The following is an 18,415-nucleotide window of genomic DNA, read 5'->3' as shown; positions in this document are numbered from 1 at the left end:
TCGCTGGCTTCCGGGGAGGGTGCTATCGTCATTCCACGAAGACGACGCGTGCGCAATGCCGTTGTTTGGCCAAGGTTTCCGCCGAAATCTGGCAAGGGGCGACGGAAAGCGCGCCGGGAGCCTTCCTAAATCGATTGGAATTGGTCAAAACGGCGCGTTGACATGCGCTCGGACTTTTCCGAAAAGGGCGCAGAGAGATGCAGATGTGGTTCTTGAGGGGTTTTCGGATGGGTTCCGCCGGCAGGCAGCGCATGCGCCCTGCCTTTGCCATGCCGCTCCTGATCCTGACCGTCGGCATGTCGGCAATGGTCATGGCTTCGCCGGCACGCGCCGATTTCCGCGTCTGCAACGCCACGCAGAACCTGGTCGGCGTCGGCATTGGCTATCGTGCCAAGGCCGGCTGGATCACCGAGGGCTGGTGGCACATTGAAGGATCGAGTTGCAAGACGTTGATCGAAGGGCCGCTGTCATCAAGGTTTTACTATCTTTATGCAGAAGACGCCGAGCGTGGTGGACGCTGGGACGGCCCGATCAACATGTGTGTGGCTGAAAAAGAGTTCAAGATCGCCGGCGTAAACGACTGCGTCGCCCGGGGCTTCCAGCGCGCCGGATTCCAGGAATATGACACGGGCGAGCAGGCAAGCTGGATGGTCCAGCTGACCGATGAGCCCGCAACGGGAGGCGCCCCAGCCACCCCGGGAATCAATAGTCAATGAGACGTAGCCGCAAGGTCAAGATCCTAGCCACAATCGGCCCCGCCTCCTCCTCCGAGGAGATGCTGAAGAAATTGTTCGAAGCGGGCGCCGATGTGTTCCGCATCAACATGAGCCACACCGATCACGAGCTGATGCGGACGCTGGTGGGCCGTATCCGCGCCGTCGAGGAAAAGGTTGGCCGGCCGATCGGCATCCTGGCCGACCTGCAGGGCCCCAAGCTGCGTGTCGGCAAGTTCGCCAATGGCAAGGAAGTGCTGACATCCGGCCAGACCTTCACGCTCGACGACAATCCCGAGCCCGGTACGTCGAACAGGGTCTATCTGCCGCACCCCGAAATCCTGAGTTCGGTCGAGGCTGGCGATCGCCTTTTGATCGACGATGGCAAGCTCGAGCTGAAGGCGGTGAAGAGCAACGGCAAGTCGATCACCTGCACTGTCGTCGCCGGCACCACGATTTCCGACAAGAAGGGCGTCAGCCTGCCCGATACCGACCTGCCAGTCGGCGCGTTGACCGAGAAGGACCGCAAGGATCTCGACGCCGTGCTTGCTACGGGCGTCGACTGGGTCGCGCTGTCCTTCGTGCAGCGGCCGGAGGATCTGGCGGAAGCGCGCAAGATCGCGCGCGGCCGGGCTCTGATCATGGCCAAGATCGAAAAGCCGCAGGCGGTTGCCAGGCTGGCCGAGATCATCGACCTGTCCGACGCGCTGATGGTCGCCCGTGGCGACCTTGGCGTCGAGATGCCGCTGGAAGCCGTGCCCGGCATCCAGAAGCAGATCACGCGCGCCGCGCGGCGCGCCGGCAAACCGGTGGTCATCGCCACGCAGATGCTGGAATCGATGATCACCGCGCCGGTGCCGACCCGCGCCGAAGTGTCCGACGTTTCGATCGCCGTCTTCGAGGGTGCCGACGCCATCATGCTGTCGGCCGAATCGGCGGCGGGCGCCTATCCCGTGGAAGCGGTGGCGATGATGAACCGCATCGCCACCAAGGTCGAAACCGACCCGACCTATGCCGGCATCATCAACGCCCAGCGCTCTGAGCCGGAAGCGACCGGGGCGGACGCGATTTCGCTGGCCGCCCGCGAAATCGCCGAAACGCTGAAACTGTCGGCGATCATCACCTATACCGCGTCCGGCACCACCGGGCTGCGGGCGGCGCGCGAACGGCCGCAGGTGCCGATCGTGGCGCTGTCGCCGATCCTCAACACGGCCAGACGGCTGTCGCTGCTGTGGGGCACGCACTGCGTCGTCTCGCCCGACGCCACCGATCTCGACGACATGGTCAACCGCGCCTGCCGCATTGCGCTGGAAGAGGAATTCGGCAAGCCGGGCGATCGCGTCATCATCACCGCCGGCGTGCCGCTCAGGACGCCGGGATCGACCAATATGCTGCGCATCGCCTATGTCGGATCGGAAGCAGCCGGCCGGTAAGCCCAGCCTTTCCTGACGGAAGCATATCTCGCGCCCTGTGCGTAGCTCACTGTGGCAGCGATACAACAGAGGCTTGGACAATGGTCCTGGCCTCTGTCTGGACACGGGCTTGCCGTGATCGCCTCTACAAGACGCGGTCGAGTGGCGCTAACAGTCGCCCTACCCGCCAGCATCTCCCATTTTGAAAGTGTACTTCAATGTCATCTCTCGTTTCGCGCGGTCGCTGCTGACCGGGCTGTCGCTTGTCGGGGTTTCGGCGATCTCGGCCTATGCCCAGATGCCCAGACAGCCGATCAGCGCGGCCAGTTCCTTCAATCCCGCGCCGTTTGAGCCGACACCGGAAAAGGCGCCGATCGAACAGGCCGCGCCTGAAATCATGGGCCCGGTGTCGCCCGACTATGCGAGCATGTACAGCGCGGTCGGGGATGGCGGCCATGCGTTGCCGGCTATACCCTTCACCAAGGTCGACGAACGGTTTCTGCGACAGATGGTCGACGATCCGACGGGCGAGAAACCTGGAACGATCGTGGTCAATACGACCGACAAGTTCCTCTGCTTGGTGCTCAAGGGTGGCAAGGCCATGCGCTATGGCGTCGGCCTGGGTCGCCAGGGCTATTCCTGGAAGGGACGTGCGATCGTCCAGTGGAAACGCAAATGGCCGACCTGGACGCCGCCTTCGGCTATGATCCGCCGGGATCGGAAGCTGGAAAAATGGCGCCAGGGCATGGAGCCCGGCGTCAGCAACCCGCTCGGATCTCGCGCTCTCTACATCTTCAAGGATGGCGTCGACACGCTTTACCGCATTCACGGGTCGCCGGATTGGAAGTCCATCGGCAAATCCGCTTCGTCCGGCTGCGTACGCATGTTCAATCAGGACGTCATGGATCTTTACCAGCGCGTTCCCGGCAAAACGCCGCTGCTGGTGATCTAACTTGTGGCGCTGCCTGCCTGAGGAGGCATCTTCCCGCCTCAGGTCGGTGCAAGCTCGGTCTCCGGCAGCTTGATATCGGCACATCGGCCCGCCCCGTCGGCGTCGCCGGCGATCCGCCTTTCCACTGCCCTGGCCATCGCCTCAAGATCGATGTCCTTGCCGGCGACCTTTTCGATGGCGCCGACGACGAGGTCAGGGGCGATCCAGTCCGGCTTGTGGCCGAGATTGCCCACCCAGACGAGTTCGGCGCCGGCGATGTCGCGCACCAGGCCGACGGAATGGAATGTGAGCGTAGACGACCTTGTCCCGGTCGCCGGAGATGACCACGGTCGGCGCCTTGATCTCGTTGTAGCGTGGCGCGGCGCCGAGCGCATAGCGGTAGAGCCCGGCAACATCGCTGGCATTGGCGCGGAAGGCTGCCGGCCGCAGCACCAGCGGGATCGACGCTTTGTCGATATAGTCGTCCGGCACCTTGTTGGGTGAGAAGACGCAGGTCGTGGCATCGGCAATCCGCACTGTTCCGGCGGGATAGGTCAGCGTTTCGGAGAACAGCCGGCCGATCACCGGAAGCATGGTCAGGTCGTAGTACCAAGATGTCGCGCCGCCCGGCCACGGATGGGTCGCCGGCGCCAGGAAGATCAGTCCGAGCATCTTGTCGGGATGTTCGCAGCCGAATGCCGATGTCACCACGCCGCCGAAGGAATGGCCGACGATGACTGCCTTGCGGATGCGCAGATGATCCATCAGCGCGGCGAGGGTATTGGCCTGCGCCGACGGGTCTTCATTGGTGCCCGGTCCGCGCCCGGACCAGCCGAATCCCGGCCGGTCGAAGAACAGCATTTCGGCGCGGCCTTCCAGCAGCGGCCTCAGCGGCAGCATTTGATCCCTGAGATTGGCGCTGGCGCCATGAATGAAGACGACCGGCGGCAGGTCCGCGTTGGCGGGGGCGGGAATATGGACGTAGTGAATACGGGCGCCGCGGATGTCGGCGAATTCACCGATGGACGGATTACGGCGTTCGATCAGCCACGAGCCGATCCGGGTGACGCCGACAAGGACGAAGACAAGCGCCAGAAGGAAGGCGAAGGCGGTGTAGAGAAGGTTCATGGAGATTCTGCAGTAGGCAGTAGGCGGTAGGCGGTAGGGGAAAGGGCATCTCAGCTTACTGCCTAATCCCCATTCGCTACTGCCTAGTCAAATTCCTTCGCCGGCGAGCTCTTCCGAAAGGGTGGCGACCTGGTTCTGGGCGCTCCGCATCATCGGATAGATTGCCAGCACCCTCTGCCAGGCTTCGAGCGCCGATTGCTTATGGCCGGTCAAAGCCATGATCTGCGCCAGGCCCGCAAGCGCGCCGAAATGGCGGGGCTCCAACTGCAGCGTATGATCGATGTCGGACATCGACTTGCTGTAGTTCTTCATCATGAAATGCACCGTGGCGCGCCGGTTCCAGCCTTCGGCATAGGTCGGCTGCAAGGTCACCACCTGGTCGAGGAAATCGAGCGCGACGTCGAATTTCTGGTTCTCGATCGCCTTTTGCGACCACTGCATCATCAGGTCGATCGAAGCGCTGCCGGAGTGGAACCATTCGTTCCAGATATTGCCGGCGATGCGTTCGGCGGCCTTTTCATTGCGCTCGCGCTTGAGGTCGGCGAACAGCTTGTCAAGCCGGGCCTGTTTCGTCAGCGGCGCGGCCGGAGCTTCCGGGGCCGCCGGTGCGGTGGCCTGATCGTCCGCCAAGGCGGGCACGGACAAAGAAACAGGCAACGCGATCAGAAATGCAAAAAGAATCCGCATCGCCCGACTCTAGTCCCGGGCGGCGGAACATCAAAGTGATTTTGCGTGAAAACGGTCGGCAGGCCGACAAGCATCAATGGCGGAGGCGGTCAGCCTCCAGCCGAAAGCTCAGCCCTGGCGCGCTTTGTAGCGCGGAGCGGTCTTGTTGATGATGTAGACGCGGCCCTTGCGGCGAACCAGCTGGTTGTCGCGGTGACGCGCCTTCAGCGCCTTGAGCGAATTCTTGATCTTCATGGTCTTGCCTGTCGATGTGGACCCGGTCCCGGGTCGAAATTTTAAGGCGCGCCAGAAGACGCGCCTTTTGAACGGTGGGTGGCTCATAAACGAGGAGGCTTGCCCATGTCAACCGTAAGTCAACCGCAAGCATGCCGCGCATCCCACTATCATCAAATATCCGCCATGTCGGCCCTGCGGCATTGCACGGTTCCGGGCCGGCTGGAATGATGCCGTAGATTTGAAGTGATTTGGGGACGAGCATGCGCCGAACATTCCTGTATGCCTGGCTGGTCGTGCTGGCGGCGACCGCAGCCGTCCGCGCCCAGGAATGCGACCGCTCCGACGACAGCCAGCAGATGATGAACATCTGTGCCGGCGAGGACTACCAGGCGGCCGACGCCAGGCTCAACAAGGCTTATTAGGACCTGATCGGCTCCGACGATGCCGATGACAAGAGATTGCTGCAGGCGGCACAGCGCGCCTGGATCGCCTTCCGCGACGTCGAATGCGCGCATACCACGGCCGCCAGTCAGGGCGGCTCCATCCATGCGCTGGAGGTTTCGCAATGCCTGACCAGGCTGACCAACGAGCGCATCAAGCAGCTCGCCGCTCGGCCAATTGCCAGAAGGGCGATGCGAGCTGCGCCAGTCCCGACGACAGCGACGAGGTGGAGTAGTTTGCCGTCCTTGGGCAGCCATTGCAGGGCGTGCGTGAGCGGCTTTACCGGCGGCCGATCCGGGTGAAATGACCCATCTTGCGGCCGGGCCTTGCCTCCGCCTTGCCGTAGAGATGCAGCATCAGGCCGGGCTCGGCGAGCAGGGCTGGGACGCGCAGCACGTCGTCGCCGATCAGGTTTTCCATCACGCAATCAAAATGGCGGTCCGGGCTGCCGAGCGGCAGGCCGGCAACGGCGCGGATGTGCTGCTCAAACTGCGAAACGATGCAGGCGGCTTCGGTCCAATGGCCGGAATTGTGGACACGCGGCGCGATCTCGTTGGCGAGCAGCGAACCGTCCGCCAGCACGAAGAATTCGACGCCGATGACGCCGACATAGTCGAGCGCCGACAGGATCTTCGCCGCCGCCGCCTGTGCTGCCTCAGCCGTTTTGGGCATGACGGCAGCCGGCAAAGTCGATGTGTGGAGAATGCCGTTGCGGTGCACATTCTCGGCCGGATCATAGGCGGCGACCGTGCCGTCCAGCCCGCGCGCCGCGATCACCGAGATCTCGCGCTCGAACGGCACGAAGCTTTCCAGGATCAGCGGCACATTGCCCATCGCCTCGCAGGTGCCGGCGAAACCGCCGGCTTCCATGTTGCGGAAGACGCGCTGGCCCTTGCCGTCATAGCCCATGCGCCGCGTCTTCAGGATGCCGCTGCCGCCGAATGCCTTCAGCGCCGCCGTCAATTCGTCGTCAGTGTCGACCCGCCGGAAATCGGCGGTGGCAATGCCGATGCCATTCAGGAATGTTTTCTCGCTCACACGGTCTTGCGCCACGTCCAGCGCGCGTGCCGGCGGATAGACCGCGACCCTGGCGGCGAGCGCTTGTGCCGCGGCAACCGGAACATTCTCGAACTCATAGGTGACAACGGAACTTGCCGCCGCCAGTTCGGCAAGGGCGGCCGGATCGTCATAGGCGGCCGTTATCTGCCGGTTGGCGACCTGGCCGGCCGGGCAATCCGGCTGCGGCTCCAGCACGATGGTGCGGTAGCCGAGACGGGCGGCCGCCATCGCCAGCATGCGGCCGAGCTGGCCGCCGCCGATGATGCCGATGATCGATCCGGCGGGCAGGCTCACGGTGTATCCGTCGGTTCGGCGGCGACCTTGGCAGTCTGCGAGGCGCGCCAGGCATCGAGCCGCTGGGCGAGCTTGTCGTCATTCAGCGCAAGCACGGCGGCCGCCAAGAGGGCTGCATTGGCGGCACCCGCCTTGCCGATGGCCAGTGTTCCCACCGGAACGCCGGCCGGCATCTGGACGATCGAGAGCAGCGAATCCTGCCCCGACAGCGCCTTCGATTCCACCGGCACGCCGAATACCGGCAGCGGCGTCATCGCGGCTGTCATGCCGGGCAGGTGGGCGGCGCCGCCGGCGCCGGCGATGATCACCTTGTAGCCGGCGGCCTTTGCGCCCTTGGCGAAGTCATAGAGCCGGTCGGGGGTCCGGTGTGCCGAGATGATCAGCCGTTTGTGCGGGATGCCAAGCGCTTCCAGCGTTTCAGCGGCCTGGCGCATGGTCGCCCAGTCGGACTGGCTGCCCATGATGATGGCGACGTCGGCGCGTTGATCGTTCAAGCTTCTGCTCCCCGGCGACAAAGGCGCGCCTTAGCGGAAATCGGAGGCGACGGCAAGGATGAGCAGCGTTGGCCGCGCCCCGGCAAACCCGCGCCGGTGTCGGTTCATCAAGTGTCTGGCGAGAGCTTCATAGGCCGGCAACGAGAATAACCGGATGAAACGTTTCTTGCCCGAATGGGCAGCTCCTGTTCACGCGACCGAACCAGCGACCGCCGGTCTTCCCAGCCGTCGGCGGCGCGAATGCTCGCGTCCACAAGGATCGTTTGGGCCGTTTTCCTGAAACTGGGTCATACCGCCGCCTTGCGGAAACGGGCGACGAAGTCGTCGAGTTCCGGCCGCTCCATGTCGGAGATCGCCCAGTAGGAGAAGGCGCCGTCGCTCCATTGCACCATCGAGAAGCCGCCCGAGGAAAGGTCGTTGGGCTGGGTCACGCTGCCGCGCTGCTGCGGTTCGGCGACCAGCGTGATCAGGTGCTCGCGGTGGCGGTAGACCAGTGCCGGCACCGGCCGGCCTGATATCACCTCGACCCGACCTCCGATCAGCGCGTAGCCGTCCTGGGCAAGGTCCGGCGCCGGCGGCGACACGCCGATGCGGGCATCGAGCCACGGCTTGACCGTATGGCGATCGGACGAGACGATGTCGGTCGGGCTGGCGGCAAGCAGGCTGCGGCGATGGCCGCTGGCGACGGCCGCGGCAAAGCCGTCATCCGCGCCGCTCTGCATCACCCATTGCGTGGCTCCACTGGCCAGCACGGCGCTGATCATGATAGACGCGGCAAGAGCGCGCCAGTCGAACGAGCCGAAGCGGCGTGCCCCCGGCGACGACCGCGTCTGGGACGGGCGTGTCCCGGCTTCCCGTCTCTGGCCCGCGCCGGCGCCCACAATCGATCCCGGCGGCGCCAACGGTGCGCGCTGCTGTGGCTCTGTCGCCTCGGCTTGCTCCTGCTGTTCGGTGGCTGCCATGCCGATCGCCGCGATACGGGCCCGGAAGGCGTCGCTGACGTCGGGGCGCGGCAAACGACTGACCGTGGCGCGCAAGGCAACGATACGGGCATGTTCGGCGGCAAGCCGGGGGTCGGCGGCGATGCGGCGCTCCACGGCAAGGGCGGCCGCGGCATCGAGTTCTCCGTCAACAAGGGCGTGGATCATAAGCCTGATACCTTCGGGATCATTGGGCAGTCCATCGTCATGGCTGGTCATGGCGCTCTCCCCAGGTCGGACGCAAGCAGGCCGCGGGCGCGCGCCAGCCTGGACATCACCGTGCCCATCGGCACGTCGAGCATGGCCGATATCTCGCGGTAGCTGAGGCCGTTGATGTCGCGCAACACCAGCGTTTCACGAAATGGCTGCGGCAGCGCCGCGATCGCCGCTTCTAGTGCGGCCGTGTCGGCCCTGGCGATCAGGCTCGCCTCCGGGCCATCCTCGTCCGGCAGGCTGGTGCCATGGGCCGCCGCCATGTCGTCGAGATCGCCGAGGTCGCCGACGGCCATAATGGCGCGCGGCCGGTTGCGCGACATCCAGGTGTAGGAGGTGTTGCGCACGATGGTCAGCAGCCAGGCGCGGGCGCTGCCGCCGGCATAGCCCGATATGCCGGCATGCGCCTTGATGCAGGCATCCTGCACGACATCCTCGGCATCGGCGGCGTTGCCGGTCAGCCAGCGGGCAAGTGACAGCGCGTCGCCGAGATGCGGCAGCACCACCTCGTTGAAGCGTTGCGCCAGGGCCCTCTCGCTCAAAGCAGCACCATAATCCGATACTCCGGGAGGAACAGGCCGTGCGCTTTCAAGCAAGGACGCTGATTTCGTCCTGCCTGCGCGGGCGAGACCCGCCGAAACAGGCAACGCCGCCTGCTGTGGCGAAAGTGAATTCATCTGCGTCACCAGTGTCAAGCGCTACGTGAAGGCGGGGCGCCGTAGGGGAAAGAGCGGTGACGTTCATGCACGCCAGCATATGGCGACGGCTGAAGCCGCGACCATATTTGCCGCCGTCCGCGCGATGGGCCATGCCGATCTCCTCAGCGCCAGCAGTGGCGCATGCCGAGGAGACTTGTCGCGACCCCAATTTATTCCCGCCGCCGGTTCACAGTCGCGTGATCGGCCTGATGCAACCGGTGAATTTTACCGGTGGTCGGTGTCTGGCAGTCAATCCGGCCAGCGCAAAGCGCCTGATGAATCCTTGCGCGCGGCTTTCATCGCGTCGGCTGGACGATCCTTCGCGGTCAGTATGGCCCGTAGCTGTTCGGCGACGATGTCTGCTTCGCCGGGATGAAGGTTGCAGGGGTCGAGGAAGAAATGGCCGCGCTCGACCTCGTGGTTGCGCACGATGATCGGCTGCGAACCCGCGGCCAGCGCCGAGGCAAGGCCGGCGGCGGTGAAGCGGCTTTCCGGCCGCACGAAGACCTGCAAGCGGTCGAGCGGATTGGCGGTCGGATCGGGGATGATCTCGGCTGATATGCCCGGCAGGCCCTGCAAAGCGCCTTTCCAGAGATTGAGCACGGCTTCCTCGCGCCGGCGGATACCGGCGTGATCGCGCTTCTCCCAGGCCTCCAGTGCCGCCATGGTGCCGGCTATGCTTTCCTTGCCGACCTTCATGGCGCGCGCGACGCCGCGGTTCTGCAGATAGGCGGCACGCACGAGGTTCTTGCGGCCGGTGACGATGCCGCTGGTCGGCCCGCTCAGGAATTTGTGGCCGCTGTAGATGACGATGTCGGCGCCGCGTGCCAGGAAACCGCGCAGGTCGTATTCGGAAGCGGCATCGACGATCACCGGCACGCCCCTGGCGTGGCAAATCTCGCAGAACTGCTCCAGCGAGAGCATGCCGTACTGCACCGTGTGATGCGCAACGACGTAAAGGCCCGCCGCGGTGTGGTCGTTGATCGCCTCGCGCACGTGATAGTCCTGCGTCACGCTGACAGTGCCGGCAGGCACCACCTTGGCGCCGGCCACGCGGACCGACTGGTCGATCGGCGCGCCGTAATTGACGATGTGGCCTAGCTGGATGACGACCTCCGATTTGAGCTCGCCGGTGTCGTCGGGCAGGCGCTCGATGGCGAGCAGGCTGGTTCCCGTCATCGCGCCGGCGATCGCCATGGTGATGCCGCTGGCGCAGCAGGCGGTGATGAAACCGGCCTCGCCGCCGGTGAGGCGTGCGACAACCGTGCTCGCGGCACGCTGCAGATCGTCCATCTCCACCCATTGCGAGGCGATTTCGGCCATGGCGCTGATCGCCTCGGGGACGATGATGGATGCGCCGAGCGTGGTCATGGTGCCGGAAACATTGATGATCGGCCGCAAGCCGAGCCGTTCGCGGATGGTGGTGTTGGAGCCGTTATCGGAATAGGTCTTCATGTGAGTGGATCCCGTGTGTGGCAGGTCAGGCGGCGATCTCGACGACCGCCTCGATTTCGACCGTGATGTTTCCAGGCAGCGAGCCGACGCCAATCGCCGAGCGCGCGTGGCCGCCGACCTTGTCGAAGACATCGGCGAACAGGTCCGAACAGCCATTCATCACCTTCGGGTGGTCGCTGAAGGTCGGCGTCGCGTTGACGAAGCCGAGCAGCTTGACGACGCGCACGATACGGCCGAGATCGCCGGCGGCGGCATGCATGACCGCAAGCAGATTGAGCCCGGTCAGGCGGGCATGTTCATACGCCTGCTCGACGCTCACATCCTCGCCGACTTTGCCGGTGCAAAGCGTGCCGTCGGCGCGCAGCGGCCCTTGGCCGGACAGGAAGATCAGCCGGCCGCTCTCGGCATGGGTGACGAAATTGGCTATGGGGATCGGCGGCTCGGGCAGCGTCAGGCCGAGTTCGGCAAGCCGGGTATAAGGCGTCATGGAAGAAGGCTCCCTTGGTTGGCTTCAGCCATCCGATATTCAAAAATGAGCGGCGTCGGCCGTCCAATGTCAGAAATGCGAGGCGCGGAAGCGCGCCAGGAAGGTGCGGAGGCGTTCGTTGCTGGTCTCCGCCGCGAGGATCTCTTTCGGCGGGCCGACGGCGCTGACGCCGCCATCGGCCATGAAGACGATGCGACTCGAAGCATCGCGGGCAAAGGCCATTTCGTGCGTCACCATCAGCATGGTCATGCCGTCCTCGGCAAGGCTGCGCACGACGGCCAGCACCTCGCCGACCAGTTCGGGGTCGAGGGCGGAGGTGATCTCGTCGAGCAGCAGGATCTTCGGCTCCATCGCCACGGCGCGCGCGATGCCGACACGCTGCTGCTGGCCGCCGGACAGCTCCGCCGGCAAGCTGTCGGCCTTGTGGGCGAGGCCGACGCGGCCGAGCCAGTGTTCGGCGGCCTTGCGCGCCTCGGACTGGCTCTTTCCGCGCACCTTGGTGAGCCCAAGCATGATGTTGCCGGCCGCCGTCAGGTGCGGAAACAGGTTGAAGCTCTGGAACACCATGCCGGTTTCGGCGCGCATGGCGGCAAGGTCGCGTTCGCTGCGGCGCTGCCGTGTTCCAGCCTCGCGATAGCCGACCTCCCTGCCGTCGATGCGGATGGAGCCGCTGTCGTAGCTTTCGAGGAAGTTGACGCAGCGCAGCAGCGTGGTCTTGCCGCTGCCCGAGGGGCCGATGACCGTCACCACCTCGCCGCGCTTCACCTGAAGACTGACGGAGCGCAGAACCTCCACGGCGCCGAAGGCCTTGGAGACATCGCGCACGTCGAGCAGCGCGGGACTGGCGTTTGTGGCGTCGGACATGGTGCTATTCCCGGATGAAGGCAAAGCGCCGCTCGAGCCGCCGGCTGGCGAGCGAAAGCGCGTAATTGACCGCGAAGTAGATGAGCGCGCCCAGTATATAGAGCGGCATCGCCTCATAGGTGCGGCCGATGACCTGGTTGATGGCCTGCATCAGGTCGGTGATGCCGAGCAGCGAGACCAGCGCGCTGCCCTTGACCGCGTCAGTGACGCCGTTGATCCAGGGCGGCAGGAAGCGCCTGAAGGCCTGCGGAAAGATGACCGAGGTGAGCCGCTGGGGGAAGGTCAGCCCGATGGCCATCGCCGCTTCCGACTGGCCCTTGGGAATGGAGGCGACGGCGCCGCGCACATATTCCACCACCTGCGCCGTCTTGAACAGAGTGAGCGCCAGCACCGCGGCCCAGAAGGACGGCAGATGAAGCCCGATCGCCGGCAGACCGTAATAGACGAAGAACATCAGCACCAGGATCGGAATGCCCCGGATCGTATCGGAGAAGATGCGCACCGCCCAGCGCAACGGGGCAGGGCCATAGACCAGGCCGACGCCGAGCAGGACGCCGGCGATGAGCGAGAGCACCACGACCAGCAGCGACACCCACAGGGTCACGGCGAAGCCTTGGGCGAGGAAGGGCAGGGCGTAGAGGATCTGGCTCAGCATCTCAGCGCGCCGCCCTGAACCGGCGCTCGACGAGTCTCAGCGCGAAAAGCAGCGTATAGCCGGTCACCAGATACATTGCCGTGGTGACCAGGTAGACCTCGACGATGCGGAAAGTGTTGAAGTTGATCCACTGGGCGCCGTAGGTGAGTTCCGGCACCGAGATGACCGAGGCGATCGAGGTGTCCTTGAACAGCGAGATGAAGGTGTTGGAGAGCGCCGGCAGCGTGATGCGCAGCATGGTCGGCAGACGCACGTGGAGCAGCCTTTGCCAGGGCGTCAGACCGATGGCCTTGCCGGCATCGAGCTGGCCGCGTGGAACAGCCTCGAGGCCCGAGCGAAACACCTCGACCAGATAGGCGCCGCTATAGACCGACAGCGTCAGGACAAACGAGGTCGGCGCGCTGTAGGCAAGGTCCACCACGGTCGGCAGGCCGTAGAAGACGAGATAGACGAGCAGGATCAGCGGCACGTTGCGGATGAATTCGACATAGGCGGCGATCGTCGCACGCACGACGCGCCCGGCCGAGACATACCAGACCGCCAGCACCAACCCGATGACGATGCCGATGGCGATCGAGATCACGGCAAGCTCGAGGCTGAGCAGCAGGCCGCCCCACAGCTTGTCGAAGTGCCGCCAGATCAGGTTGAAGTTGAGGGCATAGCCCATGCGTTCGCCTCGGTGTGAAGGGCGTCGGAAGAAGCCAGGCGGAAAGGGTGCCGCCCCTTCCGCCTGCTGGATCAGATGACCGGGAAGCCGGGGTGGCGCGGCGGCGGCTCCTGGCCGAAATATTGCTTGAAGGCGGCGTCGTATAGCGCCGTCTCGTGGCCGAACATGGCGATGGTGAAGGTCTGGTCGACGAAGGTCAGCCAGTCCAGATCGCCTTGCCGGACCGCGGCGCCATAGAGCATCGAATACCAGCTCTTGCCGGCATCGAAATATTTGTCCGGATTGCGCGAGGCGAGCCAGCGCACGGTGGAGAGATCGACCGCGGCGGCGTCGACCCGTTTGGATTCCAGCGCCTGCAGCACGTTGGCCTGGGTGTCGATCTGCATCACCTGCGCCTGCGGCAAGGCGAAGTGGACAGAGGACTCCGCATCGACATTCTGCAGGATGGAAATGCGCGTCGCCGAACCGCCGGCAAGCAGCTTGTCGAAGGTCTTGTTCTCGGCGCTGGGAAGCGTCAGCAGCGCAACGCCCTCGACATAGTATGGCCTGGTGAAGTTGATCAGCTGCGAGCGCTGCGCCGTCATCGTCATGAACTGGATGGTGATGTCCACCTTGTTGGTGGTGACGTTGGGAATGCGCTGCGCCGGATCCTGCATGACGAACTCGACCTTGGTCGGGTCGTCGAAAAGCCCCTTGGCCAGAATCCGCCCCATGGTGATGTCCATGCCGACCAATTCGCCGGCGTCGTTCTCGAAATGCCAGGGCGCGTTGGTGCTGCCGGTGCCGACGATGAGCTTGCCGCGGTCGAGCACGGTGCGCAGCAGGCTTTCGGATGCGGCCTGGGCGGCGGCCTTCTGGGCATCGACGGTTGCCAGCACGCCGGCCGTCGCAAGTCCCGCCATTCCCAATTTCAGAAAATCACGTCTTCCGGATGTGTCGTTCACGGCGACCTCCCTTCATGTTGTGTTCCCCTACGCACAGGTCATACACGCGACAGTGATCATTCCGATTGTCTCTTACAAGAGACGCATGTATCCTGTACAAGACAGATACTAACACCAGGAATCGACAATGCAAGATGGCAGTGCCTTGGCTGTTTCAGACAGCGAGAAGATCTCGGGCTCCCGTGAAAAGGGCCTCAACCGGGTGCTCGAGATTCTGGAGTTTCTGCACACGACGCAGAGGGCGATCGGGATCGGCGATCTTGCCAAGGGGGTGAACGCACCCCGCTCGACGACCTATACGCTGGTGCGATCGCTGGTCGATGCTGGCCTGTTGGAAATGGCCGGCGATGGCAACCGCGTCTATTTCGGCAAGAAGCTCTATCTCTATGGAATGGATTATGTGCGCGGCAACGACCTGCTGCGGCGCGGGCGCCAGGAGGTCGACAATCTGTCACGCGAGACGGGCGAGACCTCGGAATTGTGCATGCTGCAGAGCGGCCGCTACACCATCGTCCATTCAAGCCCGGGCAGCAGGCCGTTCCGCATCAGCTCGGCCACTGGCCTGCAGATACCGCTGCCCTGGACCGCGTCCGGCCGGCTGCTTCTAGCGGGGCTGGAGAGGGCCGCGATCGAAGGCATGGTATCGGAAGACGATCTCGTGCTGCCCGACGGCCGCAAGTTGCGGCTCGACGATTTTATCGCCGACATCGCCAAGGCGCGCGTCACCGGCTACTGCGTGACCTCGGGTCTGGTCGATGCCTACACCAAATGTCTTGCCGTGCCGGTCTTTTCAGCGCCAGGCAAGGTCGAGGCGACGATGTGCCTGGTGGTCCCGATCGATACGTCGCAGGAGCGGACCGGCAGCCTCATCGGCCTGCTGCGCGACCGCGCGGCCAGGCTCTCGATCGCAGGATAGGCGAACGCGCCTCAAGCGATGATGTCGGGAATGATCTTGTCTTCCAGCTTCATGAGCCGGTCTTTCAGTGCCAGCTTCTTTTTTTTCATGCGCTGGATCTGCAGCGGGTCGCAATTCATGGCGATCATCGCGTTGATCGCCGCGTCGAAATCGGCGTGTTCCTGCTTCAGCCGGGAAAATTCGAGGCGAATATCGGCCTGTTCCTGATCGGACATTCTTTACCGTCTGCACGTCTGCGGCACCCAAAACTGGGCCTGATTGGGCGGGGGCGGCAAATTTCTGCCACCGGCGCGCAGCCCATACCACATTTCACATTGTCGTGGAATGCTACCACGGATCATTCGACATCGCTGTCCGAAGGTGGCACAGTGTCACCGTGCCGTCACAGAAGCGACCTGCGGTGGACGTGCCTTTGACGGCTGCAATCGAGGAAACCATGAAAGGGAGAACCAATCATGTCTCTTGCATCCCATCTTGATGAGTTGCAGCGGAAACACGGCGACATTGAACGTGAAATCGATGACGCGATGAACCACCCGTCGGTGGACGACCTCGAAATCGTGAATCTCAAGCGACGCAAGCTGGCAATCAAGGATGCGATTGAGAAACTCAGGGCGCAACCGACCACGCATTGACCCTCACCTGATATAGCCGCTCACCTCTTGCGGTCTTGCTTGCCGGCGGTAAAAGCCGCCGGCGTGGTGAGCTTTGAGCGCTGCGCTACAAGCCGGTAGCCGATATCCTCTCATACGTTCCATGTCTCGGCCGCGCTGGGTCGCGCCCTGTTTTCAGGTCCGTCGCGAGGCTCAATTGCTGCCAGTGGCGACCTATCGCCATTGACAAGCGATCTTTGCTCCTCCACCTCATGCCCGGACTTCAGCGTATAGGCCCGGAGCGCCCTATGCGTCCACGTGGGTGCATGGCGCTTCAGAGACAAAAGGCTGCCGGCATGACCGGATATTTTTCCTTTCCCTTCCCCCGCCGCACCTCGGTCGGCGTCGACGTCGGCGGCGTGGTCGTCGGCGGCGGCGCGCCCGTTGTCGTGCAGTCGATGACCAATACCGACACGGCCGATGTCGACCAGACGGTGGCGCAGGTGGCGGCGCTGCACCGTGCCGGCTCCGAGATCGTGCGCATTACCGTCGACCGCGACGAGAGCGCCGCCGCCGTGCCGCATATTCATGAGCGGCTTCAGCGCCTCGGCATCGATGTGCCGCTGGTCGGCGATTTCCACTATATCGGCCACAAGCTTCTGGCCGATCATCCGGCCTGCGCCGAGGCGCTGGCCAAATACCGCATCAACCCCGGTAATGTCGGCTTCAAGGACAAGAAGGACCGGCAGTTCGCGGCGATCGTCGAAATGGCGATCAAGCACGACAAGCCGGTGCGTATCGGCGTCAACTGGGGCTCGCTCGACCAGGATCTGTTGACGCGGCTGATGGACGACAACCAGGACAAGGGTTTCCCGTTGACGGCGCAGGAGGTAACGCGCGAGGCGATCGTGCAGTCGGCGATCCTGTCGGCCGAGATGGCCGAAGAGATCGGCCTTGCCCGAGAGAAGATCATCCTGTCGGCCAAGGTCAGCGGCGTGCAGGATTTGATCGCCGTCTACACGGAACTCGCTACCCGCTCCAACCATGCGCTGCATCTGGGGCTCACCGAAGCCGGCATGGGCTCGAAAGGTATCGTCGCCTCGTCCGCCGCCATGGGCATTCTCCTGCAGCAAGGGATCGGCGACACCATCCGCATCTCGCTGACACCGGAGCCCAATGGCGACCGCACGCGCGAGGTGCAGGTCTCGCAGGAATTGCTGCAGACCATGGGCTTCCGGCAGTTCGTGCCAATCGTCGCGGCTTGCCCCGGTTGCGGCCGCACGACTTCCACCGTGTTCCAGGAGTTGGCGCAGAACATCCAGGCGGATCTGCGTAAGAACATGCCGGTGTGGCGCGAGAAATATCCCGGCGTCGAGAACCTCAAGGTCGCGGTGATGGGCTGTATCGTCAACGGGCCAGGTGAATCCAAGCATGCCGATATCGGCATTTCGCTGCCCGGCACCGGCGAGACGCCGACGGCGCCGGTCTTCGTCGACGGCAAGAAGGCGGCGACGCTGCGCGGCCCTTCGATCGCGGCGGATTTCGAGAAAATGGTCGCCGACTATATCGAGCAGCGGTTCGGTCGCGGCGGCAAGGCCGCGGCAGAGTAAGTCCAATGCAGCGTTTCCCCTGGGCGACGCTGATCGTGTTATGTGGGCTGGGCTGGCCGGCGCTTGTTCAGGCCGACCCGCCGCAATCGGCCAAGCAGAGATTGATCGACAGGGTCTGCAATCTGATCCAGGCCTATGCCGACCAGAACGGCCTGCCCAGGGATTTCTTCGCCCGGCTGATCTGGAAGGAAAGCCGTTTCGATCCTAACGCCGTCAGCCCGGTCGGCGCCGAGGGCATCGCCCAGTTCATGCCGGGCACGGCCAAGATGCGGGGGCTCGAAAATTCCTTCGACATCACCCAGGCGATCCCGGCGTCGGCGAAGTACCTGGCTGAAATGAAAACCAGCTATGGCAATCTTGGCCTCGCCGCCGCCGCTTACAATGCCGGCGAAAACCGGGTGTCGCGCTGGCTAGCTTCGGGCGGCTTCCTGCCGATGGAGACCGAGAGCTATGTCTTCGACATCATGGGCGAACCGGTCGACAAGTTCTCCGACCGTGCCTATGGCGGAAAGGTCGAGCCGCTCGACGCCAAGACGGATTTCGCCGTCGCCTGCCGCAAGCTGCCGGTGATCATGTCGCGGACCGTGGCGATGGCCTCGATCAACGTGAAGCCCTGGGGCATCCAGGTTGCCGGCAATTTCCGCCGCGGCGCCGCGATCAACCAGTGGCTGCGCGTGAGGAGCCGGTTTCCGGCCCTGCTCGCCAGCCATGATCCGGTGGTCAGCCGGGTGCGCACGCCGATGGGCCGGCGCGGCATCTATGCCGTCAGGATCGGGGTGGACGACCGTGCCGCCGCCAATTTCATCTGCCAGAAATTGCAGAGCGTCGGCGGCGCCTGCGTGGTGGTGCGCAACCGGTAATGACACTGTAGCGGCCGAATCCCACATTGAACCATAGGTAGTCGAATTCCCGGACATCCTCTGGAAGTCGACACCAGCCTGCTCATCCCGCTGTAATG

The 18,415-nt window shown here is 64.1% G+C and carries 20 protein-coding genes and 2 pseudogenes; 8 read left to right on the top strand and 14 right to left on the bottom strand.

All coding sequences use genetic code 11. The features are described from left to right. Positions 1–251 precede the first annotated feature (251 nt). The 3 genes from FJ934_RS07220 (at position 252) to FJ934_RS07210 (ending at position 3,077) form a co-directional block, all read left to right on the top strand. A complete protein-coding gene (locus FJ934_RS07220; protein WP_181165551.1) occupies positions 252–716 on the top strand; it encodes a DUF1036 domain-containing protein in 465 nt (154 codons plus the stop codon). Then, positions 713–2,146: a pyruvate kinase gene (gene pyk / locus FJ934_RS07215; protein WP_140608201.1), complete on the top strand. Its 1,434-nt coding sequence runs from the start codon at positions 713–715 to the stop codon at positions 2,144–2,146. The genes FJ934_RS07220 and pyk overlap by 4 nt, the downstream gene beginning before the upstream one ends. Before the next feature lie 277 nt (positions 2,147–2,423). Further along, positions 2,424–3,077: a L,D-transpeptidase gene (locus FJ934_RS07210; RefSeq protein ID WP_140608402.1), complete on the top strand. Its 654-nt coding sequence runs from the start codon at positions 2,424–2,426 to the stop codon at positions 3,075–3,077. 38 nt (positions 3,078–3,115) lie between these two features. Here FJ934_RS07210 and FJ934_RS07205 read toward each other — a convergent pair. The 3 genes and pseudogenes from FJ934_RS07205 to ykgO all read right to left on the bottom strand — a co-directional run bounded on the left by FJ934_RS07205 (position 3,116) and on the right by ykgO (position 5,105). Next, positions 3,116–4,184: pseudogene (locus FJ934_RS07205) on the bottom strand (alpha/beta hydrolase). Positions 4,185–4,271: 87 nt separating this feature from the next. Then, on the bottom strand, positions 4,272–4,871 hold the full coding sequence (locus FJ934_RS07200) for a hypothetical protein (RefSeq protein WP_140608199.1): 600 nt from the start codon (positions 4,869–4,871) through the stop codon (positions 4,272–4,274). 108 nt (positions 4,872–4,979) lie between these two features. Further along, positions 4,980–5,105 (bottom strand): type B 50S ribosomal protein L36, encoded by a 126-nt coding sequence (gene ykgO / locus FJ934_RS07195; protein ID WP_006327841.1) that lies wholly within the window; start codon positions 5,103–5,105, stop codon positions 4,980–4,982. A gap of 242 nt (positions 5,106–5,347) precedes the next feature. Here ykgO and FJ934_RS07190 point away from each other — a divergent pair. Further along, positions 5,348–5,830 (top strand): annotated as a pseudogene (locus FJ934_RS07190) (lysozyme inhibitor LprI family protein). Here FJ934_RS07190 and FJ934_RS07185 read toward each other — a convergent pair. The 10 genes from FJ934_RS07185 to FJ934_RS07140 form a co-directional block, all read right to left on the bottom strand. Continuing rightward, positions 5,808–6,881, bottom strand: coding sequence for a 5-(carboxyamino)imidazole ribonucleotide synthase (locus FJ934_RS07185; protein ID WP_140608197.1), 1,074 nt, complete (start codon positions 6,879–6,881; stop codon positions 5,808–5,810). The pseudogene FJ934_RS07190 and the gene FJ934_RS07185 sit on opposite strands and share 23 nt — an antisense overlap. Then, positions 6,878–7,375, bottom strand: coding sequence for a 5-(carboxyamino)imidazole ribonucleotide mutase (purE, locus tag FJ934_RS07180; RefSeq protein WP_140608195.1), 498 nt, complete (start codon positions 7,373–7,375; stop codon positions 6,878–6,880). The genes FJ934_RS07185 and purE overlap by 4 nt, the downstream gene beginning before the upstream one ends. Before the next feature lie 287 nt (positions 7,376–7,662). Beyond that, positions 7,663–8,574: an anti-sigma factor gene (locus FJ934_RS07175; protein WP_140608193.1), complete on the bottom strand. Its 912-nt coding sequence runs from the start codon at positions 8,572–8,574 to the stop codon at positions 7,663–7,665. Continuing rightward, a complete protein-coding gene (locus tag FJ934_RS07170) occupies positions 8,571–9,110 on the bottom strand; it encodes a sigma-70 family RNA polymerase sigma factor (protein ID WP_140608191.1) in 540 nt (179 codons plus the stop codon). The genes FJ934_RS07175 and FJ934_RS07170 overlap by 4 nt, the downstream gene beginning before the upstream one ends. 405 nt (positions 9,111–9,515) lie before the next feature. Further along, on the bottom strand, positions 9,516–10,721 hold the full coding sequence (locus tag FJ934_RS07165; protein ID WP_140608189.1) for an aminotransferase class V-fold PLP-dependent enzyme: 1,206 nt from the start codon (positions 10,719–10,721) through the stop codon (positions 9,516–9,518). A gap of 25 nt (positions 10,722–10,746) precedes the next feature. Beyond that, on the bottom strand, positions 10,747–11,208 hold the full coding sequence (locus tag FJ934_RS07160; RefSeq protein ID WP_140608187.1) for a RidA family protein: 462 nt from the start codon (positions 11,206–11,208) through the stop codon (positions 10,747–10,749). Positions 11,209–11,277: 69 nt separating this feature from the next. After that, the gene (locus FJ934_RS07155; protein WP_140608185.1) at positions 11,278–12,072 is read right to left on the bottom strand and encodes an amino acid ABC transporter ATP-binding protein; all 795 of its coding nucleotides are present in this window, start codon (positions 12,070–12,072) and stop codon (positions 11,278–11,280) included. A 4-nt stretch (positions 12,073–12,076) separates the two neighbouring features. After that, positions 12,077–12,727, bottom strand: a complete 651-nt coding sequence (locus FJ934_RS07150; protein WP_140608183.1) for an amino acid ABC transporter permease — start codon at positions 12,725–12,727, stop codon at positions 12,077–12,079. Position 12,728: 1 nt separating this feature from the next. After that, positions 12,729–13,394, bottom strand: a complete 666-nt coding sequence (locus FJ934_RS07145) for an amino acid ABC transporter permease (RefSeq protein WP_140608181.1) — start codon at positions 13,392–13,394, stop codon at positions 12,729–12,731. 71 nt (positions 13,395–13,465) lie between these two features. Continuing rightward, positions 13,466–14,296 carry a transporter substrate-binding domain-containing protein gene (locus tag FJ934_RS07140; RefSeq protein WP_181165550.1) on the bottom strand — a complete coding sequence of 277 codons (831 nt, stop codon included), beginning with the start codon at positions 14,294–14,296 and terminating at the stop codon, positions 13,466–13,468. Between the two features lie 169 nt (positions 14,297–14,465). Between FJ934_RS07140 and FJ934_RS07135 the strand changes: the two genes are divergently transcribed. After that, positions 14,466–15,254, top strand: a complete 789-nt coding sequence (locus FJ934_RS07135; RefSeq protein WP_140608177.1) for an IclR family transcriptional regulator — start codon at positions 14,466–14,468, stop codon at positions 15,252–15,254. 11 nt (positions 15,255–15,265) lie between these two features. Here FJ934_RS07135 and FJ934_RS07130 read toward each other — a convergent pair whose 3' ends face one another. Further along, positions 15,266–15,469 carry a YdcH family protein gene (locus tag FJ934_RS07130; protein ID WP_140550905.1) on the bottom strand — a complete coding sequence of 68 codons (204 nt, stop codon included), beginning with the start codon at positions 15,467–15,469 and terminating at the stop codon, positions 15,266–15,268. Between the two features lie 240 nt (positions 15,470–15,709). On the opposite strand from FJ934_RS07130, the gene FJ934_RS07125 reads away from it, so the two are divergent. The 3 genes from FJ934_RS07125 (at position 15,710) to FJ934_RS07115 (ending at position 18,317) form a co-directional block, all read left to right on the top strand. Beyond that, complete coding sequence (locus FJ934_RS07125; RefSeq protein WP_140608175.1) at positions 15,710–15,889, top strand: YdcH family protein; 180 nt, start codon at positions 15,710–15,712, stop codon at positions 15,887–15,889. A gap of 314 nt (positions 15,890–16,203) precedes the next feature. Then, entirely contained in the window at positions 16,204–17,457 is a 1,254-nt protein-coding gene (gene ispG / locus FJ934_RS07120) for a flavodoxin-dependent (E)-4-hydroxy-3-methylbut-2-enyl-diphosphate synthase (protein WP_140608173.1), read from the top strand. A gap of 5 nt (positions 17,458–17,462) precedes the next feature. Further along, positions 17,463–18,317: a lytic transglycosylase domain-containing protein gene (locus tag FJ934_RS07115; RefSeq protein ID WP_140608171.1), complete on the top strand. Its 855-nt coding sequence runs from the start codon at positions 17,463–17,465 to the stop codon at positions 18,315–18,317. Positions 18,318–18,415 lie beyond the last annotated feature (98 nt).

The organism is Mesorhizobium sp. B2-4-12 (genome assembly GCF_006441575.1).
In the GTDB taxonomy this organism is placed as follows: domain Bacteria; phylum Pseudomonadota; class Alphaproteobacteria; order Rhizobiales; family Rhizobiaceae; genus Mesorhizobium.
Note: the sequence above shows the minus strand (reverse complement) of the source record. Positions and strands in the feature narration are given on the sequence as shown.